We start from the raw sequence: 25508 nt of genomic DNA, 5'->3' as shown, positions 1-25508 counted from the left end.
ATCGTGCCATGCCGGACCGGCAGGCTCAACCCGGCAGCCCCGGCGGCCGGGGCGGGGGCGGGCAGATGCGGGGGAGGGTCAGGCCTTGCGCTCGAACACCAGGTCCCACACCCCGTGGCCCAGCTTGATGCCGCGGTTCTCGAACTTGGTGAGCGGACGGTATTCGGGCTTGGGCGCGTAGCCCTCAGCCGTGTTGCGCAGCAGCGGCTCGGCAGCCAGCACTTCGAGCATCTGCTCGGCATAGGGCTGCCAGTCGGTGGCGCAGTGGATGTAGCCGCCAGGGCGCAGGTGCTGCGCGAGCTTGGTCACGAAGCCGGGCTGGATCAGCCGGCGCTTGTTGTGGCGCTTCTTGTGCCAAGGATCGGGAAAGAACACGTGCACGCCGGCCAGCGTGCCGGGCTGCAGCATGTGGTCGAGCACATCGACGGCGTCGTGCGCGCAGATGCGGATGTTCGACAGCTGCTGCTCGCCGATGCGCTTGAGCAGCGCGCCCACGCCGGGCTCGTGCACTTCGCAGCAGAAGAAGTTGGTGTCGGGCAGCACCGTCGCGATGTGCGCGGTGGCCTCGCCCATGCCGAAGCCGATTTCCAGCACGGTCGGGCCGGCGCGACCGCCGAAGGCGGCGGTCAGGTCGATCGGCTCGGGCTTGTAGGGCACCAGGTACAGCGGGCCCAGTTCGGAGAAGGCGCGCGCCTGGCCCTCGGTGGTGCGGCCGCCGCGCTTGACGAAGCTCTTGAGGCGGCGGTGCAGCGGATGGGGCTTGTCGGCGCCTTCGTCGGCACCCTCGTCATTGCCCGGAGGGAGGTCGTTGGACACGGTATCGGAAAGATTCATCACAGGCGCGAATTGTAGAGATCGCGCCATTGGGGCACCCAGCCGGCCAGCGCCGAGGGGCAGTCGGCGGCCGTGGCGGGCTGCAGGCCCAGCGCCCGTGCGGCGGCGTCGAGCGCGGCCAGCGCGGCTGCCGGGGAGCCGGTGTCGATGGAGGTGGCGCCGTTCTGTTTCGACAGCTTGTCGCCGTCCGCGCCGCGCACCAGCGGCGTGTGCAGGTAGCTGGGCGTGGGAAAGCCCAGCGCGCGCTGCAGCAGGATCTGGCGCGCGGTGTTGTCCGTGAGGTCCTCGCCGCGCACCACGTCGGTCACGCCCTGTTCGGCGTCGTCGACCACCACCGCGAGCTGGTAGGCCCAGGGGCCGTCGGCGCGGCGCAGCACGAAGTCGCCGACCTCGCGGCTCACGTTCTGGCACTGGCGGCCCAGGCGGCGGTCGACGAAGCAGAGTTCGCCGCCGGCGGTTGCATCGTCGCCGTCTTCCTCCCACGGCACGCTGGGCGTGGGCGGGAGGTCGGCCTCGAATTTCTCCGTGGCAAAGCGCCATGCGCGCGCGGGCTTGCCGTGCAGCCCGTCGCGGCAGGTGCCGGGGTACACGCGTTCGCCGTGGCGTTCGTGCCGATGGCCGAGCCGCGCGAGCGCCTCGTTGATGTCCTTGCGCGAGCAGCCGCAGGGGTAGGCCAGCCCGCGCGCCTTCAGCCGATCGAGTGCGGCCTCGTAGCGGGCGGTGCGCTGGGTCTGCGAGACGGGGGGCTCGTCGGGCAGCAGCGCGCAGTCGGCCAGCTGCTGGAGGATGTGCTCGCCCATGCCGGGCAGGCAGCGCTCGGTGTCGGCGTCCTCGATGCGAACCAACCAGCGCGCCTGCGGCCCGCGCGCGCGCACGTCGAGCCAGCTCGCGAGCGCGGCCACCAGCGAGCCCGCGTGCAGCGGGCCGGTGGGCGAGGGCGCGAAGCGGCCGGTCTCCCTCATCTCCCGGTCAGATCACGTCGAGCGCGAGCGACAGGCCCGAGAGGAAGGCGTCTTCCACGCGATGGCCGGTGCACCAGTCGCCCGCGATGCCGATGCGGGCCTTGGCGTCCCAGAGGTGGGTGGTGCCCACGGGCACCTGGGTCTGGGCCTCGTTCCAGCAGATGGCCTGGGCGTGGGCCGGCGTGGCGTGGATGCCGGTGATCTCGGCGAAGGCGCGCAGCAGCTTGGCCTCGATGCGCGAGGGCGCGTCGCGCAGGTGTTCCTCCGACCAGGTCGCGCTGGCCTGCAGCGTCCAGCGCTCGATCGGCTCGCGCCCGGGCTTGGACGACTCGCGCGCCAGCCACGCCACGCGGTGGTGCGTGCTGCGCGCCGCGTTCCACTGCGGGCCGAGGTGCGACATGTTGGGCTGGTTGGCCTGGGGGTAGGCGATCATCAGCGTCCAGCAGGGCGCGATGCGCACGGGTTCGATCTTGCGCGAGAGCGTGGCCGAGAGCTTGCCGTCGCCCAGCAGCGCGCGGGCGCCAGCCGGCGGCACGGCGAGCAGCACGGCGTCGAAGCCCGAGTAGACGTGGCGCGAATCGTCGGCGCCGGTCGTGCGCAGCTGCCAGCGCTTCGGGTCGAGTGCATCGGGCTCGATCTGCGTGACCTGCGTGCCGGTGACGAGGCTGTCGCCCAGCGGAGCGGCCCAGCGGGTCACCAGCGACTCCATGCCGGGCTGGGCCACCCAGTGCGGCTCGAGCGAGGGCAGGGCAGCCTCGGCCACGCGGCCGTGGGCGTCGAGCACGCGCACGAGGTTGGCGCTCCAGCGCTTGCTGGTGCCGGGCGCGCTTTCGAGCGCCAGGGCGAAGCGCGGATCGCGCACGGTGAAATATTGAGCGCCGCTGTCGAAGCGACCGAAGGCGGTGTCCACGCTGGCCATGCGTCCGCCGGCTGCGTCGTTGCGCTCGAACAGCGTGACCTTGTGGCCGGCCTGCGCCAGCGTCCGCGCGCAGGCCACTCCGGCGATGCCGGCGCCGACGACGGCGTAGTGGCGGGAGGAGGAACGGGAAGAGGAGGAGGGAGGAGGCGAAGAAGACGGGGCGGCTGGAGTTCGGTGGCGGTCGGCGGCGGCCTTGGCCGGTTTCTTTGCAGTTGCGCGAGTGCTCATGAACGACTCTTTTCTTCTGGATGGAATGCGGATGGATGTGTCTGCACTCTACATCGGTCCGGCGGCCGCTTCGCCTGAGGGCACACCCTTAGCGGCGTTGCGCGATCCTCGGCAATACTCGTCGGCCCCGTCGATGAAGCACGGCTGCCTCATCGCCCCCGATGCCGTTCGAGCAGCGCGCGCCGCGTGCCTTCGTGCTCGAACTGCGCCAGCCACCATTCGAGCGCCCGGCCGGGCTTGCCGGCACTGCGCACGCGCCATGCGCAGTGCAGCTCACCCCGCGGCGGCTTGCGCTCGGTCTGCAGCTCGACCAGGTGCCCGGCCTCGATGTACGGCCGCGCCATCGGCTCGGGCAGGAAGCCGCCGCCCAGCCCGTGCAGCTGCGCCGCGATCTTGGCCTGCATGCTCGGCACGGTGAGCACGTCCTGTCCGCCCACCAGATGCACCGTGAGGCCCGGTGCCTGACGGGCCGAGTCGGCCGCCGCCACCGCGCGGTGCTGCCGCATCACCGTGTCGCTCAGCGGCTGCGTGATGCGCGCCAGCGGATGGTGCGGCGCCACCGCATAGACGAAGCTCAACTCGCCGATCGGCCGGCTGCGGATGCCGGTGGAGGTGAAGGCCAGGCTCGCGGCGTCGAGCACCGCGCCGATCGCGAGGTCGGCTTCGCCGGAGGTCAGGGCCTCGATGGTGCCCATCAGCGTCTCGTCGCGCAGCTTCAGCCGCGTGGGCGGCTCCAGCGCGAAGAAGGCGGTGGCGAGGTCGAGCAGCGGGTCGCGCGCGATCACGCTGTCGACCGCGATGGTCAGCATCGGCTCCCAGCCGGTGGCCACGCGCTTGACGCGGTTGGCCACCGCGTCGATCTCGTTGAGCAGCCGTTCGGCCTCGCGCAACAGCTCGGCGCCGGCCTCGGTCAGCCGGGCCTGGCGGGCGCTGCGGTCGAACAGCAGCACGTCGAGCGCGTCCTCGATCTGGCGCACCCGGTAGCTCAAGGCGCTGGGCACGAGGTTCAGCGCGCGCGCCGTGGCGGCGAAGCTGCCGGTGCTGGCCACGGTCTGGAGCATGGCGAGGGCGTCGGGGGTCAGCACGTCTCTGGGACTGGGCATCGTGGCTCCATTGATCAAAATATTTGAATGTTGCCATCAAACCGCGGCGTCTTTCCGAGGAGGGTGGCGGCCCAAAATTCTTCTCATCCGCTGCGCATCCGGCGCGGCATACGAAAAAGGCCCGACACCCCACCGGGGCAGGGCAGAAGGAGCAAGACGATGTTGCAAGTCCGTAAATCACAGGAACGCGGTTATGCCGACCATGGCTGGCTGCGCTCGTTCCACAGCTTTTCCTTCGCCAACTACTACGACCCGGCCCACATGGGCTTCGGCAACCTGCGCGTGATCAACGAAGACCGCGTGGCGGCGGGCGCCGGCTTCGGCACCCACGGCCACAAGGACATGGAGATCATCAGCTACGTGCTCTCGGGCGAACTGGCGCACAAGGACAGCATGGGCAACGTGGAGAGCATTCCTCCCGGCGACGTGCAGCGCATGAGCGCGGGCCGCGGCGTGATGCACAGCGAGTTCAACCACAAGGCCGACGAGACCACGCACTTCCTGCAGATCTGGATCCTGCCGAACGTGCGCGGCATCGAGCCCGGCTACGAGCAGAAGAAGTTCAGCGACGCCGAGAAGCGCGGCAAGCTGCGCCTGGTGGCCTCGCCCGACGGCAGCGAAGGCTCGGTGAAGGTGAACGCCGACGCGAGCCTGTACGCCGGCCTGTTCGACGGCGACGAAAAGGCCAGCCTGGCGCTCGACCCGAAGCGCAAGAGCTACGTGCACCTGGTGCGCGGCGAGCTGGAAGTGAATGGCCAGAAGCTCTCCGGCGGCGACGCCGCGATGCTCGAAGGCGAATCGCAGGTGACGCTGGGCGCGGGCAAGGACGCCGAAGTGCTGGTGTTCGACCTGGCCGCCTGATCTTTCCCCCTTGCCGGGCGCTGGCCGCCCGGCTTTTTTTCACCTTTCTCTCTTTTCCAATCCAACAACCGAGGAGTTTTCAACCATGGCAACCGCAAACACCGCACCCAACCCCGCGCAGGACACCCTGGCCCTCATCGGGCGCATCCTGATCGCCTACCTGTTCGTTCCCGCCGGCATCGGCAAGCTCCTGGGCTTCGGGGGCACCGTCGGCTACATCACCTCCGTCGGCCTGCCGCTGCCCGAAGTGGGCGCGGTCATCGCGATCGTCGTGGAGCTGGGCTTCGGCATCGCGCTGCTGCTGGGCTTCAAGACCCGCTGGACGGCGATCGTGATGGCGATCTTCACCGTCGCGGCCGCGCTGTTCTTCCACAAGTACTGGTCGGCCCCTGATGCGATGAAGATGATGCAGCAGATCAACTTCAACAAGAACATCGCCATCGCCGGCGGCCTGCTCGCACTGGCTGCCTTCGGTCCCGGCCGCTTCAGCATCGACAAAAAGTAAGCTCTCCCCCAGGCTTCGCGCACTCCGTGTCGCTTCGCCAACCCCCTCGCCGGGGGCAACACCCGAGGCCCGGCAAAGCCGGTTCCTCGGTGTTCGCGAAGGGGCACCTTCCCCATCGTTCATTCAGGAGAAACATCCCATGGCAAACATCGTCGTCGTCTTCCATTCCGGCTACGGCCACACACAGCGCGTGGCCCAGGCCGTCGCCGACGGCGCGGGCGCGCAGCTGCTGGCCATCGACGCGGACGGCAACCTGCCCGAAGGCGGCTGGGAGCTGCTGGCCGCGGCCGACGCGATCATCTTCGGCTCGCCGACCTACATGGGCGGCGTGAGCTGGCAGTTCAAGAAATTCGCCGACGCGTCGTCGAAGGTCTGGTACACGCAGGGCTGGAAGGACAAGCTCTTCGCCGGCTTCACCAACAGCGCCACCATGAACGGCGACAAGGTCACGACCATGACCTACCTGTGGACGCTGGCCATGCAGCACAGCGGCATCTGGGTCAGCATGGGCATCCTGCCGAGCAACAGCAAGGCGGCGACGCGCGACGCGCTGAACTACGTGGGCGGCTACGGCGGCCTGCTGACGCAGTCGCCGTCGGACGCGAGCCCGGCCGAAATGCTCAAGGGCGATTTCGACACTGCCCGTGCTTTCGGTGAGCGCATCGGCACGGTGGCAAGATCGCGAGGCTAGAACTCACCCCCAGGCTTCGCGCACTTCGTGTCGCTGCGCCAACCCCCTCGCCGGGGGGGGGCGACACCTGCGGCCCGGCAAAGCCGGTTCCGCGGTGTCTCGCGAACGGACTGCGACGAACGAAGCCGACCAATCACTCACGGAGAACACGATGACTGACGCCACCCCCGAAACCCGACTGCTCAAGCCGCACGACAAGGACCTCGGAGGCGGCTTCAACGTGCGGCGCCTGCTGCCGGCGGCGCAGCAGCGCTCGGTCGGTCCCTTCGTGTTCTTCGACCATTTCGGCCCGGCCACCGAGCAGCCGGGCACCGAGCACGACGTGCGCCCCCATCCGCACATCGGGCTCTCGACGGTCACCTATCTCTTCAAGGGCGCGATGATGCATCGCGACAGCCTCGGCAGCGTGCAGGAGATCCTGCCCGGCGCCATCAACTGGATGACCGCGGGCCGCGGCATCGTGCACTCCGAGCGCAAGCCCGAGCGCCTGAAGGCCGACACCTACGTGAACCACGGCCTGCAGCTGTGGGCCGCGCTGCCGCAGGCACACGAGGAGATCGAGCCCAGCTTCGAGCACACGCCGGCCGACGCGATCCCCGAGCTGACGGAGCAGGGCGTTGCGGTGCGCGTGCTGGTGGGCGAGGCCTTCGGTGCCCGCTCGCCGGTGAAGACGCTCTCGCAGACCGTGTATCTCGACATCGCGCTGCCCGCGGGCGGCCGCTTCGAGCTGCCCGCGCTGGCACCCGAGCTTGCGGTCTACGCGGTCGATGCCGATCTCGCGGTGAACGGCGAGCAGGTTCCCGTGCATTCCATGGCCGTGCTGCCGGCCGGGCAGGGTGCGGTGCTCACGGCCAGCGCCGCCGCGCGGCTGGTGGTGATCGGCGGTGAGCCGCTCGACGGCCCGCGCTACATCACCTGGAATTTCGTGTCGAGCCGGCGCGAGCGCATCCTCGAGGCCGGTGCCGACTGGGCCGCCCAGCGCATGGGCCACGTGCCCGGCGAGACCGAGTTCATTCCGCTGCCGGGCAAGCCCTTCGGCGTGCGCGAGCCCGACACGGGCACCACGCCGCTCTGAACTGCCCCGGGCCGGCCTGTCTTGCGAGGACGGTAAGCTCCGCCCCGCAAGCGGCGATCGAGGGGATCGCCGTCCCAACGACATCCCCAGAAAGGGAGCAAGGCAAATGGCAGTCTTTCGTACACCCGAGGTTGCACCGGGCGAATACGGCGATCTCTTCGAGTTCCTGATGAAGGAGCTGAAGCTCTTCAAGCGGCAACTGGTCCTCATGCTCAAGCACGTGCAGACCGGCGAGTCGATGGTCTACCAGCAGGCCTGGTACGACTTCCACCTGAAGGACAGGCTCACGCAGCTGCTCAAGGCCGACGACTACGCGGCCGTCGCCGAGCTGCCGATCAACAAGGAAGGCCAGACCGGCATCTACATCGAGACCCGCTACGTGAAGAGCGGCAAGCTCGTGGGCATGCAGCTCGTGGAGGCCCGGCCGCACGAGGGCGGCCGCTACGTCGGCCTGACGCCGGCCTCGGTGTTCACCGACGGCGACGGCGAGCGCCTGCTGGCGTTCGCGCAGAAGCTCAAGTAGGCGGCGAACGGAAAACCGCAGACATGAAAAAGGCCCGCGATGCGGGCCTTTCTTCTTGCTGATGGCTGACTACTTGCCGCTGATCGACACCGTCTCGGCGGGCGGTGCACCTTCAGGCGTCTTGGGCAGCTCGACCACGCCCTTGCGGCCACCGCGACCGCGCCACGCGGAGTAGCTCACGCCCAGCAGCAGCAACGCGCACAGCCCGATGAAGGTCGCGCTGATCGGCCGCGTCACGAACACCGACATGTCGCCGCGCGACAGCAGCAGCGCGCGGCGGAAGTTTTCCTCCACCATCGGCCCGAGCACGAAGCCCAGCAGGATCGGCGCGACCGAGAACTCCAGCGTCATCAGCACCGCGCCGACGATGCCGAAGACCAGCACTTCCCAGATCTGGAACAGGCTGTTCTGCGTGCTGTACACGCCGGTTGCAATGAAGAACATCGCGGCCGGGAACAGGTACTTGTAGGGCACCTTCAAGAGCTTCACCCACACGCCGATCAGCGGCACGTTCAGGATCACGAGGATCACGTTGCCGATCCAGAACGAGGCGATCAGGCCCCAGAAGATGTCCGGATGCTCGGTGATGAGCTGCGGGCCGGGCTGGATGCCCTGGATCAGCAGCGCGCCGAGGATCAGCGCCATCACCGCGTCGCCTGGGATGCCCAGGCTCATCGTCGGGATGAAGTCGACCTGCGTCTTCGAGTGCGCCGAGGCCTCGGGGCCGGCCACGCCTTCGATCATGCCGGTGCCGAAGCTGTTGGGCGTCTTCGACACCTTGCGTTCCAGCGCGTAGGCGATGAAGGTGGTGATGGTCGGGCCCGTGCCCGGCATCGCGCCGAACACCGTGCCGACGATGGTGCCGCGGATCATCGCGGGGAAGGCGCGCTTGAGCTCTTCCTTGCTCGGGCGCATGTCGCTGAGCTTGAGCGTGCCGGTGTCGCCGATGGTCTTCATGCGGTTCACGTTGAGCAGGAAGTCGGCCACGCCGAACAGGCCCATCGAGATCGCCACCAGCTCGAGGCCGTCGCTCAGCTCGGGCAGGCCGAAGGCGAAGCGGAAGCTGCCGCTGTTCACGTCGGTGCCGACCACGCCGCACAGCAGGCCGAAGAGCGTCATTGCCACGCCCTTGAGCGGCGAGCCGCGCGACATGGTGGAGCCGGCGAGCAGGCCCAGCAGCATGATCGAGAAGATCTCGGTCGGGCCGAACTTGAACGCGATCTGCACCAGGAGCGGCGAGGCGAAGATCATCACGATGATGCCGACCGAGGCCGCGAGGAACGAGGCGATCATCGTCACCCCCAGCGCGACGCCGCCCTTGCCCTGCTTGGTCATCGGGTACCCGTCGAGACAGGTCACCGCGTGCGGCGGATGCGAGGGCATGTTCATCAGGATGGCGCCGATGGCGCCGCCGTACTGCGAGCCGTAGAAGATGCCGGCCAGCATCAGGATGGCGGGCACCGGATGCATCACGTAGGTGAGCGGCAGCAGGATCGAGATGGCCTGCAGCGCGCCCATGCCCGGCAGCACGCCGATCAGGTTGCCCACCAGCACGCCGAAGAAGGACCACATCAGGTTTGAGCCCTGGAAGGCCACGCCGAAGCCGAACCAGAGGTCGTGGAGCGATTGACCGATCATGGTGTCAGCCTCCCCACTGGAACAGGGGCAGCTGAAGCTTCAGCGCCCACCAGAAGACCACCACCGCGATGAAGCACATCGCGAGCGAAAGCAGCAGCGCCTCGGTCAGCGTGTTGTCGCGGTCGCCGAGCGCCGAGATGAACACGATGGCGAAGGTCGCGGGCAGCAGGCCGCCGTATTCGCCGAAGAGCAGGAAGGCGAGGATGCCGAGCACGATGCAGATGCATCCGCGCAGGTCGGGCATGCCGCCCGGGTGGCCGTGCGAGGCGGCTTCCTCGCTCGCGCCGCCATTGCCAGCCTTGTCGCCGCGCGCGGAAATTGCGATGAGCAGTCCGGTGAGCGCCAGCAGCGCGCCGAGCGCGACGGGGAAGAAGCCCGGGCCCATGTGCGCGAGCTCGCCCACGCGGTAGCCGACGCCGGCATACACGGCTGCCAGCCCGACCACGATCAGCAGTGCGCCGCCGTAGTAGTCTTTCTTGAATTTCGAAGCGGGCCGGGGCGCGTGCGAGGCCGGATCTTCACCGAGCTGGTGCTGCATAAGTCTCCTTCGTTTGGAAGGAGCGCAGTCTAGGAATCGAGACTTTCAATCCCCTTTCGGGAGAGGCTCGTACAGCCTTGCGGGCCGCAAAATACGTGTAATCACGTACCGGCGTATCGGGTGAAACCCTTGCAAAAACGGGGCTCGAGCCGCGCCTGCAGTTGCGCCTTGCGACGCAGTTCAGGCAGCGCGAAGAGGCAGTCTCAGCGTCGCGCGCAATCCGCCGCCGTTGGGCCTCTCGGGCATGTCGGCGTTGGAGAGTTCGATCTCTCCGCCGTTGCGTCGTGCATAGCTGCGCGCAATGGTGAGCCCGAGTCCGGCGCCCTGCGCGGCACCGGTGGTCGAGGATGTGTCGCGATGGAAGCGCTCGAACACGCTCTCGCGCCGTTCGGGCGCGATGCCCGGTCCGCTGTCACACACCTCGGCCAATGCGTGAGATGCCTCGCGCCTGACGGTCACGGTGATGTTGCCGCCGCGCGGCGTGTACTTGATGGCGTTGTGCACGAGGTTGGCCAGCACCTCGTGCAGCTCCGCGGCATTGGCCGAGACGGGGAGCACGGGCGCGTCGTCATCGTCGCCTGCCTCGTCCGTGCCGTCGGCTTCGTCGCCGACGATGTCGCCGCGCGCATCGACCCAGCCCAGGTCCTGGTCGTTCTCGCGCGCGAGGGGCAGGTATTGGAGCACCACGCCGCGTGCGATGGCGTTGAGGTCGGCGATGGCCGGCTCCCCGGCGGGCGCGGCTTCGTCTCCGGTGGTGGCATGGGCGAGCGCCAGCAGCTGCTCGCTCAGGCGCCGCGTGCGCGCGAGCTGCGCGACGATGGCGTGCAGCGACTCGCGCATGCGCGCCGGATCGGTCTCGCGCACCGCGTAGCCGGCCTGGATCGACAGGATGCTCAATGGCGTGCGCAGCTGGTGCGAGGCATCGGCCAGGAACTGCGACTGCTCGGCCACCATGCGCCGGTGGCCCGCGATGTGGTGGTTGACCGCATCCACCAGCGGCGCGACTTCGCGCGGCACGCCGCCGGCGTCGAGCGGCGTGAGGTCGTCGCGCGGGCGTTCGCGCAGCGAGCGGCGCAGGCGCTCCAGCGGGCGCAGCGTCCAGGCCACGCCCAGCCACACCAGCAGGGCGGTCACCAGCACCATGCGCGTGTCGCGCAGTACCTCCTGGCGCAGCGTCTCGGCCTGTGCCCGGGCGCGCGGGCTGGTGCCCTCGGCCGCCTGGATCAGCACGCTGTAGGCGACGCCGGGATGGACGTTGTCGTACACCGTCTGGCGCAGCGCGGCCACGCGCACCGGATGGCCTTCGTGCTCCGCGTCGTAGAACACAGGCGTGCCGTCGGGCGGGCGCTGCGCGGGGCGTGGCAGGCCGGGCACGCCCATGAGCGTGGTCTCGGGCGAGTTCACGTCCAGCGCCTCGCCCTTGGGAATGCGCTGCACGCCGACGTGCAGATACTTGTAGCGCAGCCGCGTCGACTCGAACATCGCCTGGATCGAGAACGGCTCCTGCACGCGCACGCTGCCGTCGCTCGCGACCACGATACCGTTGGCCAGGGCCTGCACGGGTTCGAGCAGGCTCTGGTCGTAGGCGACCACGAGCGAGTCGGTCAGGGTCTGGTAGTCGTTCCAGCTGTCGAGCGCCAACAGCGCGACGATGCCGGGCAGCAGCAGCGCGAGCAGGCGCGCGCGGATGCCGAAGCGCTGCGGCTGCGGCGCCTCAGTCGCCTTCGCCGGGGAGTCGGGTGCTGGCCGGGGCTGAGGAACCATCGGCAATGCTCTCCAGCATGTAGCCCAGGCCGCGCACGGTGACGATGCGCACGTCGCTGTCCGCGAGCTTGCGGCGCAGCCGGTGCAGCACCACCTCGATGGCGTCCGGGCCGGCGGTGCTGTCGTTGGTGAACACCTTGGCGAAGAGCTGCGACTTGCCCACCGGCGAGCCGCTGCGCAGCAGCAGGGCGGTGAGCGCGGCCTGCTCGCGCGGCGTGAGCGACAGCAGCGTGCCGCGCAGCGTGAAGGCGCGGCTCTGGCTGTCGTACGAGAGCGAGGCGCATTGCAGGCGCGGGTGCTGCTTGCCGCGGCTGCGCCGCACCAGCGCCGACAGGCGCGCCTCGAGCTCCTCGAGTTCGAAGGGCTTGGTGAGGAAGTCGTCGGCGCCCAGGTTCAGGCCGCGCACCCGGTCCTGCAGCGCGCCCTGCGCGGTGAGGATCAGCACCGGCGTGCGGTCGTCGGCGGCGCGCATGTCGGCCAGCACGCTCAGGCCGTGCTTGTCGGGCAGGCGCAGGTCGAGAACGATGGCGTCGTATTCGGTGCCGGCCATGAAGGCTTCGGCGGTGCGCGCGTCGGGCGCATGGTCGGGCACGAAGCCGCTCTGGGTGAGCGCGCGGATCAGCCACGAGGCCATGTCCAGTTCGTCTTCCACCAGGAGGATGCGCATGGGAGGAGGCCTGTCGCGTCTTGTCGTCGCTGTCGCCGTTATTGCTTGATGGCGAGGTCGGGGTCTTCCGAGGCGCGGGCGCTGGCGCGCGCCGAACGCGCGCTCAGGTCGGGCGCCAGGGCCTCGCGGCCGTCGAAGACGAAGCAGTCGCCCTTGTAGTGCGCGCCGCCGACTTCCTCGAAGTACTTGAGGATGCCGCCTTCGAGCTGCAGCACGTTCTCCACGCCTTCCTCGTGCATCAGGATGGCAGCCTTCTCGCAGCGGATGCCGCCGGTGCAGAAGCTCACCACCGTCTTGCCCTTGAACTCGTCGCGGTGCGCGCGCAGGGCGGGAGGGAATTCGGTGAACTTGTCGATGCGCCAGTCGATGGCGCCCTCGAAGCTGCCGTAGTCGACCTCGAAGGCGTTGCGGGTGTCGAGCAGGGCGATCTCGCGGCCCTCGTCGTCATGGCCCTGGTCGAGCCAGCGCTTGAGCGTCGGGGCGTCCACACCGGGCGCCCGGCCGGCGGCGGGGCGGATGGCGGGGTGGTCCATGCGGATGATCTCGCGCTTGAGCTTCACCAGCATGCGCCGGAAAGGCTGGCCGGCCGACCAGCTCTCCTTGACCTCGAGGTCGGCGAAGCGGGCGTCGGCGCGCAGATGGGCCAGGAAGGCCCGCACGCTGTCGGCCGTTCCGGCCAGGAACATGTTGATACCTTCGGGCGCCAGCAGGATGGTGCCCATGAGCCCCAGGGCCTGGGTGCGGGCACGCAGGTCTTCGCGCAGCGCGGGGCTGTCGTCGATGGCCACGAACTTGTAGGCCGCGATATTCAAAATCTCTTGCACGGGGCGGGATTTTAGGTGTCGGCGGAATATCGCCCGGGTGCGGGGCCTCTGCCGGGCCCCGGCGGGGTGTTGCCGAGGGCAATTTCAGGGATTGCCAACCCACATCGTGGAGACGCTGCTTTCTACAATGCAAGCATGTTTGTTCACCTGCGCCTGCACACCGAGTTTTCCGTCGTCGACGGCACCAACCGAATCGACGATGTCGTCAAGGCCGCCGCTGCCGACAAGCAGCCCGCGCTGGCCATCACCGACCTGAACAACCTGTTCGGGGCCGTCAAGTTCTACAAGCAGGGCCGGGGCAAGGGCGTCAAGCCCATCGTCGGCGCCGAGGCCTTCGTTGACGGGCTGGGCAAGGAGCCCGGCGCCCTGACCCGCATCGTGCTGCTGGTGCAGAACATGGAGGGCTACCTCAACCTGTCCGAGCTGCTGGCGCGGGCGTGGACGCAGAACGTGGGCCGGGGCCAGTCGCAGGCGGCCTGCAAGCTCGAATGGCTGCAGGAGCTATCGGGCGGGCTGATCGCGCTTTCGGGCGCGCAGGCGGGGCCGCTGGGGCAGCCGTTGCTGCAGGGGCAGGGCGAGCGTGCCGCCGAGCTGGCGCTGCAACTGGCGGGCATCTTCCCGCACCGCTTCTACATCGAGCTGCAGCGTGCGGGCCGGCCTGAAGACGAGCCGCACGTCATCGCCGCGGTGCAACTGGCGGCCCGGCTGCACCTGCCGGTGGTCGCCACGCACCCCGTGCAGTTCGCCGAGCGCGAGGACTACGAGGCGCACGAGGCGCGCGTGTGCATTTCCGAAGGCGAAATCCTGGGCAACCCGCGCCGGGTGCGCCGCTTCACCGAGGAGCAGTACTTCAAGTCGAGCGCCGAGATGCAGGCGCTGTTCGCCGACGTGCCCAGCGCACTGGCCAACACGGTGGAGATCGCCAAGCGCTGCAACCTGACGCTGGTGCTGGGCAAGCCGCAGCTGCCGGACTTTCCGACGCCCTTCATCGCCGAGGGCGTGCGCATGCCCATCGACGACTTCTTCCGCCAGGAGTCGTTCGACGGCCTCGAGTTGCGCCTGAAGCATCTCTACCCCGACGAGGCCAAGCGCGACGCCGAGCGCCCGCGCTACGTCGAGCGGCTGGAGTTCGAGATCAACACCATCCTGAAGATGGGGTTCCCCGGCTACTTCCTGATCGTGGGCGACTTCATCCAGTGGGCAAAGACCAACGGCTGCCCCGTGGGCCCGGGCCGGGGCTCGGGTGCCGGCTCGCTGGTGGCCTACGCGCTGAAGATCACCGACCTCGACCCGCTCGAATACAAGCTGCTGTTCGAACGCTTCCTGAACCCCGAGCGCGTCTCGATGCCCGACTTCGACATCGACTTCTGCCAGGGCAACCGCGACCGCGTCATCGACTACGTGAAGGACAAGTACGGCCGCAACGCCGTGAGCCAGATCGCCACCTTCGGCACCATGGCCGCGCGCGCGGCCATCCGCGACGTGGGCCGCGTGCTCGACATGAGCTACATGTTCTGCGACGGCATCAGCAAGCTGATTCCGAACAAGCCCGGCATGTCGGTCACGCTGCAGTACCCGCCCGAGAAGAAGATCGAGGGCGACAAGAACAACTACGCCATCGAGATGGAGCCGCAGCTCGCGGAGCGCATCGAGAAGGAAGAAGAAGTCAAGATGCTGGTCGAGCTCGCGCAGAAGCTCGAAGGCATGACCCGCAACATCGGCATGCACGCCGGCGGCGTGCTCATCGCGCCGGGCAAGCTCACCGACTTCTGCCCGCTCTACCAGCAGCCCGGCAGCGAATCGGCCGTGAGCCAGTACGACAAGGACGACGTCGAAGCCATCGGCCTCGTGAAGTTCGACTTCCTGGGCCTGGCCACGCTCACGATCCTGGAGATCGCGCGCGAGTTCATCATGAAGCGCCACAAGGGCCAGGAGAACTTCGCGTTCGAGAACATCCCGCTGAACGACGGGCCCACCTACAGGCTCTTCTCCGACGGCAAGACCGAAGCCGTGTTCCAGTTTGAAAGTCGCGGCATGCAGGGCATGCTGAAGGACGCGCGCCCCACGCGCCTGGAAGACCTGATCGCGCTGAACGCGCTGTACCGCCCGGGCCCGATGGACCTGATTCCCAGCTTCGTGGCGCGCAAGCACGGCCGCGAGGACGTGGAGTACCCGCACCCGGCCGTGGCCGAGATGCTCTCCGAGACCTACGGGATCATGGTCTACCAGGAGCAGGTGATGCAGACCGCGCAGATCCTGGGCGGCTACTCGCTCGGCGGCGCCGACCTGCTTCGCCGCGCGATGGGCAAGAAGAAGCTCGAGGAGATGGCCGAGCACCGCGAGAAATTCCGCGCGGGCGCGCTCAAGACGCACGGCATCGAGCAGGACAAGGCCGACGAAATCTTCGACTTGATGGAGAAGTTCGCGGGCTACGGCTTCAACAAGTCGCACGCCGCCGCCTACTCGCTGCTGGCGTATCACACGGGCTGGCTCAAGGTCCACTACACGGCCGAGTTCTTCTGCGCCAACATGACCGTGGAAATGGACGACACGGACAAGCTCAAGCTGCTGTTCGAGGACGCCCAGAAGAACTTCGGCATCACCTTCGAGCCGCCGGACGTGAACCGCGGCAACTACCGCTTCGAGCCGGTCACCAACAAGATCATCCGCTACGGCCTTGGCGCCGTGAAGGGCACGGGCCAGCTCGCGGTCGAGGCCGTGGTGCGCGCGCGCGAGGAGGGCGGGCCGTTCAAGAGTCTGTACGACTTCTGCGTGCGCATCGACCGCCAGCGCATCAACAAGCGCACCGTGGAAGCGCTCATCAAGGCCGGCGCCTTCGACGCCATCCAGCAGAACCGCGCGTCGCTGGTCGCCTCGCTGGACCGCGCCTTCGAATTCGCCAACGCGACGGCGGCCAACGCATCGCAGGTCGACATCTTCGGCGACTCCGAGCATGGCTCCGCCACCGCCGAGCCCGACCTGGTCGACGCCACGCCCTGGGGCGTGAAGGAGCGCCTGACGCTGGAGAAGACGGCCATCGGCTTCTACCTCTCGGGCCACCTGTTCGACGAGGTCTCGCACGAGGTGCGGCGCTTCTGCAAGCGCGAGATCACCGACCTGCTCGACAGCCGCGACCAGCAGGTCATTGCCGGCATCGTGAGCGACTTCCGCGTCATCAACGGCCAGCGCGGGCGGCTGGCGATCTTCAAGCTCGACGACAAGTCGGACTCCATCGACGCCACGGCCGACGAGGCGCTCATCAACGCCAACCGCAACACGCTGAAGGACGACGAACTCGTCATCGTGAGCGGCCGGCTGCAGCCCGCGCGCGGCGGCTTCGAGGCGCGCTTCCAGGTGCAGCAGGTGTGGGACCTGGCCTCGGCGCGCTGCCGCTTCGGCAAGTTCCTGCGCGTGGCGGTGAACGGCAAGGCGCCCGACATCGCGCGCCTCTTGAAGGACTTTCCGCCGCGCACCGAGCAGACCGAGGTCGGCGACCTGATCCAGGGGCTGCCGGTGCGGCTGTCGATGGCTCGTTCGGGCGCGCAGGTCGAGCTGCAGCTGGGCGACCGCGCGAAGTTCTTCCCGACCGACGCGGCCCTGGCCAGCTGGACCGCGCAGGCCGAAGCGGGCAAGGCGCTGATCGTCTACGACTGATTTCTGCCGGCGCGATGACAAGTGCCCGGCGGGCGTGGGCTCTTTGAGGCCCTCGCTACGATGCCTCTCGCTTTTCAATCATGAAGCTCAGGAGGATCCCGCCATGAAGAAACAGTCCCTCGTCGTTGCCCTGGCCCTGGCATTGCCCTTTGCCGCCTCGGCCCAGTACACCGGCCCGAGCACCCAGCCGGCAGCCGGATCGGGCACGCCGTATGCCGGCCCGAGCACCGTGCCGACGATGAGCGTGAAGCAGCTGCTCGACACCGGCAAGGACGACCAGCACGTCACGCTGCGCGGCTTCATCGTGTCGCACGACGGCGGCGAGCACTACACCTTCGCGGACGAAACCGGCCGCATCAAGGTGGAGATCGACGCCAAGCATTTCCCGCCGGGCGTGAAGATCGACGACAAGGTGCGCGTCGAGGTCACGGGCGAGTTCGACAAGGACCTGATCGGCAGCAAGGTCGAACTCGACGTGAAGCGCCTCAGCGTGCTGCGCTGATTTCCTCCTTGGACGCAGCCCCGGCCTTCGCCAGGGCCTGCTCGATCTGCTCGAGCACCGCGTCGGGCTCGTGCAGCCAGTCCTTGCCCAGCACCTGAATCACCCGCCAGCCGAAGGCATCGAGGATGCGCGGGCGCGAGACGTACCGCTCCAGCACGTTGCGGTTCTCGTAGTGGGTGGCGGTGTCGACCAGGATGCCGAGCGCGTAGTGACCATCGTTCGGCGATGAACCGGGCGTGCGCAATGCCAGGTCGCAGCGGAAGCGCGACTGCCCCACCTGTTCGTCCACCGCATGGCCGCGCGCACGCAGCGCGGCGGCGATCTGCGCCGTCACCTCGTCGGCCCGCGCATGACGCGGACCGCCACTGCCGCGCGTGAGCGGGTTCATGCCTTCGAGCACTCGCCTTGCCGTGCCCGCATCGCCGCGCGAGAGGCATTCCGAATAGCGCAGGAAATTCTTCAGCGCGGCCGCGCCCTCGTTGTGGTCGTTGGTGATCGCCTCGTGCCGGATGGTCGAGACCACCGCCATGTGGTGCCGCGCGCGGCTGAAGATCACGTTGAGCCGCTTTTCGCCGCCGCGCTGGTTGATCGGCCCGAAGTTCATCAGCATGCGGCCCTCGGGGTTCGGCCCGTAGCAGATGCTCAGCAGGATGACGTCGCGCTCGTCGCCCTGCACGTTCTCCAGGTTCTTGATGAAGAGGCCGCAGAACTGGTCGTCCTCCTCGCGCACGTACTCGGCCTCGAGCCGTGCAGCGAAGGCGCTGTCGACGGAGGCCAGCGCTTCCAGCTCTTCCTCGATCTCGCCCTGCTGCGCTTCCGAGAAGGCCACGATGCCCAGGCTCAGGCCGGTCTCGCGGCGCAGCAGCTCGCGCACCAGCTGCGCGATGTGGCGCGCCTCGCCTTCGTTCACGCGGTTCTCGTACACCGCGTCGGTCACGCGGTGGAAGCTGATGGCGCGCGAGAGCAGCGCGTCGGCCTGTGCGGCCGCCGATTCGTCCGAGGGGCTGCGCGACTGCACCAGGATCTCGTCGCGCTCTGGCGCCGGCAGGCTGCGGTCCGGAATGGTGTAGAGGTTGCCCGCGTAGAAGGCCGCGTTCGAGAAACCGATGAGCGACTCGTAGCGGCTGCGGTAGTGCCACGCCAGCAGCGTGGCGGGCAGGTTGCGCGCGCCCTGGTTCAGCAGGCTGTCGGCGTCGAGCACCACGGCGATGCGGTCGCCTTCCTCCTCGACCGAGACGGTGTCGTCCTCGGGATCGCGGCCGGACGAGAAGAAGCTGGTCGGCGGCAGCTGCATCTCGTCGCCCACCACGATGATCTGCGGCGCGCGATACAGCGCGGGCACGGCTTCCTCCACCGGGATCTGGCTGGCCTCGTCGAAGATCACCACGTCGAACAGGTCGGCCGCCAGCGGCAGCGTGTCGGACACCGACAGCGGGCTCATGAGCCAGATCGGCTTCATGTCGCGCACCACCTGACCGGTGTCGCCGCTGGCGAGTTCGCGGATCGCCTTGTAGCGCATGGTCTTGCCGAACTCGTGCTCGAGCTCGCGGCGGCCGGCGTTGTAGCTCTTCTTGAAGAGCTTGCCCTCGGCGTCGAGCTGGCTGGCTGAAAGAGCGCTCTTCTGCACATGGTCGCGGAAACGCTGCCGCACCGCGGCGGCGAGCGTGCGGGCGTTGCGCTCGAGCAGCTTGCGCTCGGCCTCTGCCAGCCGCTGGGCGTGGCGCGCGAGCGCGGCGCCGTCGAAGCGCGGGAGCCAGCGTTCCGTGCGATAGACGCGCTCCAGGCTCTCGCGCGCCACGGCGTACTCGATGGCATCGGGCGGCAGCGGCAGGGTGCGCAGGGCCGTGGCGACGGCGGGGTCGGCCTCGGCAAGTTCCTGCAGCGGCACCAGCACGGAGGGCAGGGCGTCGGCCTGTTCGCGCAGGGTGCGAGCCAGCTTTTCGAGCGCCTCCAGCGGCTGGCCGGCGGCGTCGTGCAGCAGTTCGCGCAGCAGGGCGTCGAGCGTGTCGACGCGCGTGCCGGCGGCGGCAAGCTGCTCGACGCTGCGGGTGGCGGCGCTGGCGCCGGTGCGCAGATGGGCCTGGAATTCCGCGCGCAGGCCGGCGCTGCCGTCGGGACTGCGCAGCGCCTGCAGTTGCTGCACGAAGGCTTCCGGGTCGGCGCAGCCGTAGTCGGCCTCGATCCGTGCCTGGTGCTTCTGCACGGCGGCGCGGGCCGTGTGCTCGGCCAGCAGCTGTTCGAGGATCTGGCTGGGCTGCGGGCGCACCGCATGGGCCGCGAAGTTGTAGCGCCGCTTGAGTTCGCCGTTCAGGCGCCACCACGAGGGCTTGAGCCAGCGCAGCAGGGAGCCCTGCTGGGCGCGGGCCTGCGCGAGGCCGGCCTCGGTGTCGGCGGGCGTGAGCTTGTCGTGCCATTGGGCGGTGCGCTGGAGTGCTTCGTCCAGCGCCTGCGTCAGGCCGCGGCGCTCGGTCATGGTGTTGCCGAGCGCGAGGCTGTCGGCGTGCGTGCCGTCGAGCAGGCTGAGCTGTCCGCGTGCGGCCAGCGAGGCTACGCGTCGCGCATCGGCCACTACGGCCAAGGCGTCCGCCCATGTGGCGCGGGCTTCGGCGAGCGGCGGCCAGGCGCCGGCCAATGCATCGAGGCAGGTGCCGCTCGAATCGGCGGCGCGTTCGGAGAGTTCGACCAGCTTCGCCAGCGGCTTTTCCTGCCGCAGCAGCGAGGGCGCGAGCTGCGCGAACGCGTGCTGCGCAAGGCTCGCCGTGCCCAGGCTTTCGGTCACGGCCAGGTGCAGGCGCGAGATGAGTTCGGCATGGCCGCGCCATGCGGCGAAGGCGGGCAGCGCCTCGGCCTGCAGCGGCGTCAGCGCCGGGTCATGCGGCTTGAGCGCGATCAGCCGAGAGACCAGCTCGCGCAGCGTCACTGCGATATGTGCCGGCACCTCGCGCATTGCGGCGTCGAAGCGTTCCAGCGCGCGCAGGTCGAGTTCCATCGCATCGACCAGCTGGCCGCGTTCGGCGCTTTCCTGCGCCAGCTCCTCGGGGGCTTCGAGCCAGTGCTCGTAGGTCTTGCGCAGGTTCTGCACGAAGGCCTTCTTGTCGCCCTGCGAGTCGTGGATCATGCAGCACAGCTCGTCCAGCCCCTGCTGGCGCAGGCGGTGGAACACCACGTCGATGGCGGCGCGCTTCTCGCACACGAAGAGCACGCGCTTGCCGCGCCCCACGTAGTCGGCGATCAGGTTGGTGATGGTCTGCGACTTGCCCGTCCCTGGAGGACCTTGAATGATGTAGCTGGTGCCCGTGCGTGCCAGCGCGACGGCGGCGGTCTGCGTGGCGTCGGCCTGCACCACGGGCCACTGCTCGGCCAGCGGCAGCGAGGGCGGCGCCTCTGCATCTACCTGGCGCGGCTGCAGCGAGAACACGCGGTCGAAGGCTTCGTTGGCGATGCCCGACTCGGCCAGTCCCGAGTAGTCGCGCACCAGCGACATCTTGCGGTGGTTGAAGTTGCCCAGCGTCACGGCCGTGAGGTCGATGTCCCACTGGTACGGGTTGCCGGTGCTTTCGCGCAGCTCGATGGTCTTGCGTTCGGTTTCGGCCGAGGCGGCGGCGGGAGCCATCTGCGGCGCGCGCGGCTGCGGCCTTGCGCCTACGGCGTCTCGCACCGGCAGCGGCACGCCGCGCACGCGCGCGTGGAAGAGCTGCAGCCCCAGCGGACGGAAGTCGTCCTGCGCGTAGCTGAAGTCGTGCACCGCCGTCGGCAGCGCCGACGTGGCGCGCACGCGGGTGCGGCGCTTGAACTGTTCGAGCCGCTGCCGTGCGCGCTGGTGGATCAGCGCGATCTCGGGCTGGCGCACCAGCCGCAGCTGCACGCCGGGCTCGCTCTGCGCGATCTGCGCGGCGAGCTGGGCGTGGAACTGCTCGATGGTGGTCTCGCGCAGGTCCACCGTCTCGGGCAGCACGATGCCGTAGAGCTGGCGCAGGTGGTGCCGCAACGTGGGGTTGACCTGCGCCTCGCTGGCCGAGGCCTCGAGCAGGTACTGGTCGCGCACGCCTTTCTTGCGCGTAAGTTCCACCGGCAGCATCAGCAGCGGCGACGCGATGCGCTCGGCCGCGTCTTCCTTGAGGTTGTGCCAGCGCAGGAAGGCGATGACCAGCGACAGCTGCGAGAAGCCGTATTCGGAGCGATCGCGCCGCGCCTCCTGCAGGATACGGTCGAGCGCGCCGGGCAGGTAGGGCTGGTCCTCGAAGCGTAGCCAGCGCGCCAGCGGCACGGGGCTGCACGCGGTGATGTCGGAGGCGAAGCGGCCGTCCCACAGGCAGAGCTGGTCGACGCGGATGCTGTGCATGTCGACCACCAGCGGCACGCTCGCGATAGTGAGGTTCACGTGCGCCTGCGTGGGCTTGAAGTACAGCAGCCGGTTGCGCCGCGACAGGTCGAACAGTCGGTCGCGCAGGTGCAGCTGGATCGCCTCGCGGCGCTGGCCGGCGCCGTCCTTGGCGGGAGCGATGCGTTCCAGGCCCAGGTCCAGCGGCTGGTCGCGGTAGGTTTCGAGGCGGCGGATCACCGAGGGCAGGTCGCGCGCGCGCTCGTGGCGGTCGAGCGCCGTCATCTCGAAGATCACAGCGGCCACCACCGGATGCAGCCGGCGGTTCAGGTTGAACAGGTTGCCGCGATTCGCGACGAAGCGGCCCAGCTCCTCGCCGTCGTTGAAGTCGAGCCCGCACGAGAGGCTGGCGAGCACCTGGCCCAGGCACAGGATGTCGCTGAGCGCGTCGTGATGCGCGAAGCGCTGCTCCCAGGCGCCGTAGCCGGGCAGGTAGACCGGGCGCGTTGGCAGCGCATCGGGCGCGGCGTCGGCCATGAGCATGAGGTTCTCGACCGAGAAGCCGGCATCGGCGTCGATGGTCACGCGCTGTTCGCCGACCACGCGCAGCACCGACGTGGCTGGCTGCTCCAGCGGCGCGATCGCTTCGAGGTTGCGGCGCGGCTCGGTGCCTTCGGGCTGCGCGAGCGCGAGCGCCGGGGCCTCGGTAACGCGGTAGGCAAACGCGCTGCCGAGGGCGGCGACCTTGCCCTGCTCGTGCAGGGCGGACACCTCGCGCAGCAGCGGCAGCGCGAGCTTGAGCACATCGTCGGTCTGCAGGCCGCCGTGCGCGTCGGCGGCGTCGATCAGTTGCAGCAGGGGGGCGGATGCCTGTGTCGTCATGTGGTCGCGGCTTGCTGGTGCTGGGACTGCGCCTTGTCGAGCAGGGCGGCGGCTTCGCGCTTCACGCGCGTGAGGTTGCGCTTGGGAAAGCGCATGTCCTTGACCACGCGCTGCTCCAGCGGCCCGGCGCAGCCCAGTGCTTCGGCGATGCCGAGCGCGGCGGCGAGGGTGACGTCGTCGAGCTCGGGGTCGGCCGCGACGAAGTCGACCAGCACGCTGGCCAGGTAGTCGTGCAGGCCGGCGGGCACCTCCTCGGGCGGGGGCATGGCCGAACCGGGCGGCTTGAAGTCGGGGAAGAAGCGGCGCGCGTGCGCCAGCAGCGGCTCCGACTGCAGGAAGGGCCGCTGCAGCAGCTGGGCGATGGTGGCGCGCGTAATTGCGCCCACGCGTTGCTGGCCGAGGATGTCGAGCGTGCCCAGGTCGAGCGGGCCTTCGAGCGCGCCGGCCAGCCATTCGTCGGCATCGGGCTCGCGTTCGGTCCACAGGCGCAGCGCACGGGCGCGCACGAACACTTCGGGGTGGCTCGTGCCGCGCGTCTGCATGTCGGGCGCGGCGCAGATCTCTTCGGCCTGCTGCAGGTAGCTGGCGGCGTTGACCTGGCTCAGGCCGGTCTGCACTTTCACCAGCGCACTCACCGCCGGCTCCAGCGCGCCGCAGGCCACGCAGCCGCCGCGATCGGCAAAGGCTTCGGTGTAGAGCGCGTAGCGGCGTGCCGCCTGCAGGTGGCTGGCATCGGCGCGCGGATCGGCCGCGGTGGCGTTCAGCAGCCGGTCGACGACGTGGTACCTGCCGCCGTCGAGCTCCCACAGCAGGTAGTGGGCCAGCTCGTGACCCAGCACGGCCTGCATCTCGGCGCCCTGCAGGCGCTCCAGCAGCGGGCCCGAGAGCACGATGTGCGCCTCGCCGGGCATGAAGTGGATCGCGGCGTTCATCGCGCCGTCGCCCGCCTGGTAGAGCGTGACGGACGCGGTGATGCCCAGCCGCTGCGAGGCGAGTTGGGCATGCGCATGCAGCTCAGGGTGCGCGGCCGCGTCGAGCCGGTAGGAGTTGCGCAGCAGTTCGGCGCGCACGGTGGCGGCGTGCTCCTCGCGCGCCTCGGCGGAGGCGGCCCAGCGCCAGACCTCGGGCTCGTTCGCCTCAAGCCATGCGGCCAGGGCGCGCTGGTAGGGCAGCGGAGTCAGGTCCTCGAGGCTTACGGCAGGGGTGGTTTCGACCATGTCAGGAGCGCCGGCAACAAATGTTGCCGACGATCCTAAACGAGCATGGAGGCAGCTCGGTTCAGTGCGCCATCGACGTCACGGCGAGATCGGGCACCACGTTCATGATGCGCAGCGTCTGCTGCACCACCTGGCTGAACACCGGCGCGGCCACGAGGCCGCCGAAGTACTTGCCGGCGCTGGGCTCGTCGACCATCACCGCGACGATGATGCGCGGCTTGTCGATGGGCGACATGCCCGTGTACCAGGCGCGGTACTTGTTGCTCGCGTAACCCTTGCCGACCTGCTTGTGCGCGGTGCCGGTCTTGCCGCCCACCGAGTAGCCCACGGTCTGGGCCAGCGGCGCGGTGCCGCCGGGCGCGGCGGCCATGTGCATCATCTGGCGCACTTCACTGGCCACCAGCGGCGAGAACACCTGCACGCCGGCGGGTTCCTCGCCGTGGTTCTTCAGCAGGCTGATGGGGATCACCTCGCCGTCGTGCGCGAAGGCCGTGTAGGCATGCGCGATCTGGAACAGCGACGCCGACAGGCCGTAGCCGTACGACATGGTGGCCTGCTCGATCGGCCGCCACGACTTCCACGGCCGCAGCCTGCCGGTCACCGCGCCGGGGAAGGGCGTCTGCGGCTTCTGGCCGAGGCCCACGGCTGTGAGCGAATTCCACATCTCCTGCGCCGACATGCGCTGCGAGATCTTGGTCGCGCCGACGTTGCTCGACTTCTGGATCACGCCTTCGACCGTGAGCACGCCGAAGTTCTCGTCGTCGTGGATGGTCGCGCCCGAGACGGTGATGCGCCCCGGATTGGTGTCGATGATGGTCTTGGGCGTGACCCGGCCCAGCTGCAGCGCGGTGGCGACGGTGATGGGCTTCATCGTCGAGCCGGGCTCGAACACGTCGGTCATCGCGCGGTTGCGCAGCTGCTCGCCGGTGAGGCTGTGGCGGTCGTTGGGGTCGTAGCTCGGGTAGTTGGCCATGGCCAGCAGCTCGCCCGTCTGCGCATTCACCACCACCACGCTGCCGGCGCGCGCCTTGTTGGCGATGACGGCGTCGCGGATCTTCTCGTAGGCCACGAACTGCACCTGGTCGTCGATGCTGAGCTGGATGTCGTGGCCGGGCGTGGGCGGCACCTGGTCCTCGGTGTCCTCCACGATGTGGCCCAGCCGGTCCTTCAGTACGTGGCGCGAGCCGGCTTTGCCGGCCAGGTCGTGGTCGAAGGCGAGTTCGATGCCTTCCTGGCCGATGTCTTCCACGTTGGTGAAGCCCGCCAGGTGCGCCGCCGCCTCGCCCTCGGGGTACTGCCGACGGTAGTCGCGGCGCAGGTAGATGCCCTTGATGTTGAGCGCGGCAACCTGCTTCGCCACGGGCTCGTCGACCTGGCGCTTGATCCAGACGAAGCTCTTGTCCTCGTCCTCCAGCTTCTTGTCGAAGTCCTTCTGAGGCATGCCGAGCAGCTTCGCGGCCTGCCTGAGTTTTTCCTGCGTGGCCGGGTCGTCGCGCTCGATGTCTTCCGGAATGGCCCAGATGCTGGGAGCGGGGATGTCCGAGGCCAGGATCAGCCCGTTGCGGTCGAGGATGCGGCCCCGGTTTGCCGGCAGCTCCAGCGTGCGCTGGTAGCGCACCTCGCCCTGGTGCTGGAAGAAGTCGTTGGCGAAGATCTGGACGTAGGCTGCGCGCCCGGCCAGCAGCAGGAAGCCGAAGGCGACGCTGGCCACGATGAACTTGCTGCGCCACACGGGAGTGGGGCTGGCGAGCAGGGGACTGCTGCCGTAGCGGATGCGGCCGTTGGGGGTCATGAGCCTCG

Annotated in this window: 19 protein-coding genes; 7 read left to right on the top strand and 12 right to left on the bottom strand. The window is 69.0% G+C overall.

Annotated features, from left to right (window positions below; translation table 11 throughout):
* Positions 1 to 78: 78 nt before the first annotated feature.
* The 4 genes from trmB to BMY35_RS20220 form a co-directional block, all read right to left on the bottom strand.
* A complete protein-coding gene (gene trmB, locus BMY35_RS20235) occupies positions 79 to 834 on the bottom strand; it encodes a tRNA (guanosine(46)-N7)-methyltransferase TrmB (protein ID WP_093202857.1) in 756 nt (251 codons plus the stop codon).
* The gene (gene gluQRS, locus BMY35_RS20230; RefSeq protein WP_093202854.1) at positions 834 to 1796 is read right to left on the bottom strand and encodes a tRNA glutamyl-Q(34) synthetase GluQRS; all 963 of its coding nucleotides are present in this window, start codon (positions 1794 to 1796) and stop codon (positions 834 to 836) included. Before gluQRS ends, trmB begins: the two co-directional genes overlap by 1 nt.
* Positions 1797 to 1803: 7 nt before the next feature.
* Positions 1804 to 2943, bottom strand: coding sequence for an NAD(P)/FAD-dependent oxidoreductase (locus BMY35_RS20225; RefSeq protein WP_093202852.1), 1140 nt, complete (start codon positions 2941 to 2943; stop codon positions 1804 to 1806).
* 149 nt (positions 2944 to 3092) lie between these two features.
* Positions 3093 to 4046 (bottom strand): LysR family transcriptional regulator, encoded by a 954-nt coding sequence (locus BMY35_RS20220; protein ID WP_093202849.1) that lies wholly within the window; start codon positions 4044 to 4046, stop codon positions 3093 to 3095.
* Positions 4047 to 4205: 159 nt separating this feature from the next.
* On the opposite strand from BMY35_RS20220, the gene BMY35_RS20215 reads away from it, so the two are divergent.
* From BMY35_RS20215 to BMY35_RS20195, 5 genes are all read left to right on the top strand, one after another.
* Positions 4206 to 4907, top strand: coding sequence for a pirin family protein (locus tag BMY35_RS20215; RefSeq protein ID WP_093202847.1), 702 nt, complete (start codon positions 4206 to 4208; stop codon positions 4905 to 4907).
* A gap of 85 nt (positions 4908 to 4992) precedes the next feature.
* Positions 4993 to 5412, top strand: coding sequence for a DoxX family protein (locus BMY35_RS20210; protein ID WP_093202844.1), 420 nt, complete (start codon positions 4993 to 4995; stop codon positions 5410 to 5412).
* A 139-nt stretch (positions 5413 to 5551) separates the two neighbouring features.
* Complete coding sequence (locus BMY35_RS20205) at positions 5552 to 6103, top strand: flavodoxin family protein (RefSeq protein ID WP_093202842.1); 552 nt, start codon at positions 5552 to 5554, stop codon at positions 6101 to 6103.
* Between the two features lie 151 nt (positions 6104 to 6254).
* The gene (locus BMY35_RS20200; protein ID WP_093202839.1) at positions 6255 to 7178 is read left to right on the top strand and encodes a pirin family protein; all 924 of its coding nucleotides are present in this window, start codon (positions 6255 to 6257) and stop codon (positions 7176 to 7178) included.
* 106 nt (positions 7179 to 7284) lie between these two features.
* The gene (locus BMY35_RS20195) at positions 7285 to 7701 is read left to right on the top strand and encodes a hypothetical protein (protein ID WP_093202837.1); all 417 of its coding nucleotides are present in this window, start codon (positions 7285 to 7287) and stop codon (positions 7699 to 7701) included.
* A gap of 69 nt (positions 7702 to 7770) precedes the next feature.
* Here BMY35_RS20195 and BMY35_RS20190 read toward each other — a convergent pair whose 3' ends face one another.
* From BMY35_RS20190 to BMY35_RS20170, 5 genes are all read right to left on the bottom strand, one after another.
* Positions 7771 to 9339 (bottom strand): tripartite tricarboxylate transporter permease, encoded by a 1569-nt coding sequence (locus tag BMY35_RS20190; RefSeq protein ID WP_093202834.1) that lies wholly within the window; start codon positions 9337 to 9339, stop codon positions 7771 to 7773.
* A gap of 4 nt (positions 9340 to 9343) precedes the next feature.
* Complete coding sequence (locus BMY35_RS20185; protein ID WP_176947591.1) at positions 9344 to 9877, bottom strand: tripartite tricarboxylate transporter TctB family protein; 534 nt, start codon at positions 9875 to 9877, stop codon at positions 9344 to 9346.
* A 180-nt stretch (positions 9878 to 10057) separates the two neighbouring features.
* The gene (locus tag BMY35_RS20180) at positions 10058 to 11641 is read right to left on the bottom strand and encodes a sensor histidine kinase (protein ID WP_093202832.1); all 1584 of its coding nucleotides are present in this window, start codon (positions 11639 to 11641) and stop codon (positions 10058 to 10060) included.
* Complete coding sequence (locus tag BMY35_RS20175) at positions 11592 to 12308, bottom strand: response regulator (protein WP_093202829.1); 717 nt, start codon at positions 12306 to 12308, stop codon at positions 11592 to 11594. Before BMY35_RS20175 ends, BMY35_RS20180 begins: the two co-directional genes overlap by 50 nt.
* 38 nt (positions 12309 to 12346) lie before the next feature.
* Positions 12347 to 13132 (bottom strand): sulfurtransferase, encoded by a 786-nt coding sequence (locus BMY35_RS20170; protein WP_093202827.1) that lies wholly within the window; start codon positions 13130 to 13132, stop codon positions 12347 to 12349.
* 135 nt (positions 13133 to 13267) lie between these two features.
* Here BMY35_RS20170 and dnaE point away from each other — a divergent pair, with 135 nt between their 5' ends.
* Both dnaE and BMY35_RS20160 read left to right on the top strand, forming a co-directional pair.
* Entirely contained in the window at positions 13268 to 16786 is a 3519-nt protein-coding gene (gene dnaE, locus BMY35_RS20165) for a DNA polymerase III subunit alpha (RefSeq protein ID WP_093202824.1), read from the top strand.
* 103 nt (positions 16787 to 16889) lie between these two features.
* The gene (locus tag BMY35_RS20160) at positions 16890 to 17288 is read left to right on the top strand and encodes a YgiW/YdeI family stress tolerance OB fold protein (RefSeq protein ID WP_093202822.1); all 399 of its coding nucleotides are present in this window, start codon (positions 16890 to 16892) and stop codon (positions 17286 to 17288) included.
* Here BMY35_RS20160 and BMY35_RS20155 read toward each other — a convergent pair.
* The 3 genes from BMY35_RS20155 to BMY35_RS20145 all read right to left on the bottom strand — a co-directional run bounded on the left by BMY35_RS20155 (position 17272) and on the right by BMY35_RS20145 (position 25500).
* Positions 17272 to 22491, bottom strand: a complete 5220-nt coding sequence (locus tag BMY35_RS20155) for an AAA domain-containing protein (RefSeq protein ID WP_093202819.1) — start codon at positions 22489 to 22491, stop codon at positions 17272 to 17274. The genes BMY35_RS20160 and BMY35_RS20155 overlap by 17 nt on opposite strands.
* A complete protein-coding gene (locus BMY35_RS20150; RefSeq protein ID WP_093202816.1) occupies positions 22488 to 23708 on the bottom strand; it encodes a SprT-like domain-containing protein in 1221 nt (406 codons plus the stop codon). The genes BMY35_RS20155 and BMY35_RS20150 overlap by 4 nt, the downstream gene beginning before the upstream one ends.
* A 61-nt stretch (positions 23709 to 23769) precedes the next feature.
* Entirely contained in the window at positions 23770 to 25500 is a 1731-nt protein-coding gene (locus BMY35_RS20145) for a peptidoglycan D,D-transpeptidase FtsI family protein (RefSeq protein ID WP_093202814.1), read from the bottom strand.
* Between the last annotated feature and the right edge of the window lie 8 nt (positions 25501 to 25508).

It is taken from the genome of Variovorax sp. YR750, from assembly GCF_900109805.1.
In the GTDB taxonomy this organism is placed as follows: domain Bacteria; phylum Pseudomonadota; class Gammaproteobacteria; order Burkholderiales; family Burkholderiaceae_C; genus Variovorax; species Variovorax gossypii.
Note: the sequence above shows the minus strand (reverse complement) of the source record. Positions and strands in the feature narration are given on the sequence as shown.

Coding starts and splice junctions, on each gene's coding strand:
- trmB (WP_093202857.1), bottom strand. CDS start 834: ATGAATCTTTCCGATACCGTGTCCAACGACCTCCCTCCGGGCAATGAC.
- gluQRS (WP_093202854.1), bottom strand. CDS start 1,796: ATGAGGGAGACCGGCCGCTTCGCGCCCTCGCCCACCGGCCCGCTGCAC.
- BMY35_RS20225 (WP_093202852.1), bottom strand. CDS start 2,943: ATGAGCACTCGCGCAACTGCAAAGAAACCGGCCAAGGCCGCCGCCGAC.
- BMY35_RS20220 (WP_093202849.1), bottom strand. CDS start 4,046: ATGCCCAGTCCCAGAGACGTGCTGACCCCCGACGCCCTCGCCATGCTC.
- BMY35_RS20215 (WP_093202847.1), top strand. CDS start 4,206: ATGTTGCAAGTCCGTAAATCACAGGAACGCGGTTATGCCGACCATGGC.
- BMY35_RS20210 (WP_093202844.1), top strand. CDS start 4,993: ATGGCAACCGCAAACACCGCACCCAACCCCGCGCAGGACACCCTGGCC.
- BMY35_RS20205 (WP_093202842.1), top strand. CDS start 5,552: ATGGCAAACATCGTCGTCGTCTTCCATTCCGGCTACGGCCACACACAG.
- BMY35_RS20200 (WP_093202839.1), top strand. CDS start 6,255: ATGACTGACGCCACCCCCGAAACCCGACTGCTCAAGCCGCACGACAAG.
- BMY35_RS20195 (WP_093202837.1), top strand. CDS start 7,285: ATGGCAGTCTTTCGTACACCCGAGGTTGCACCGGGCGAATACGGCGAT.
- BMY35_RS20190 (WP_093202834.1), bottom strand. CDS start 9,339: ATGATCGGTCAATCGCTCCACGACCTCTGGTTCGGCTTCGGCGTGGCC.
- BMY35_RS20185 (WP_176947591.1), bottom strand. CDS start 9,877: ATGCAGCACCAGCTCGGTGAAGATCCGGCCTCGCACGCGCCCCGGCCC.
- BMY35_RS20180 (WP_093202832.1), bottom strand. CDS start 11,641: ATGGTTCCTCAGCCCCGGCCAGCACCCGACTCCCCGGCGAAGGCGACT.
- BMY35_RS20175 (WP_093202829.1), bottom strand. CDS start 12,308: ATGCGCATCCTCCTGGTGGAAGACGAACTGGACATGGCCTCGTGGCTG.
- dnaE (WP_093202824.1), top strand. CDS start 13,268: ATGTTTGTTCACCTGCGCCTGCACACCGAGTTTTCCGTCGTCGACGGC.
- BMY35_RS20160 (WP_093202822.1), top strand. CDS start 16,890: ATGAAGAAACAGTCCCTCGTCGTTGCCCTGGCCCTGGCATTGCCCTTT.
- BMY35_RS20155 (WP_093202819.1), bottom strand. CDS start 22,491: ATGACGACACAGGCATCCGCCCCCCTGCTGCAACTGATCGACGCCGCC.
- BMY35_RS20150 (WP_093202816.1), bottom strand. CDS start 23,708: ATGGTCGAAACCACCCCTGCCGTAAGCCTCGAGGACCTGACTCCGCTG.
- BMY35_RS20145 (WP_093202814.1), bottom strand. CDS start 25,500: ATGACCCCCAACGGCCGCATCCGCTACGGCAGCAGTCCCCTGCTCGCC.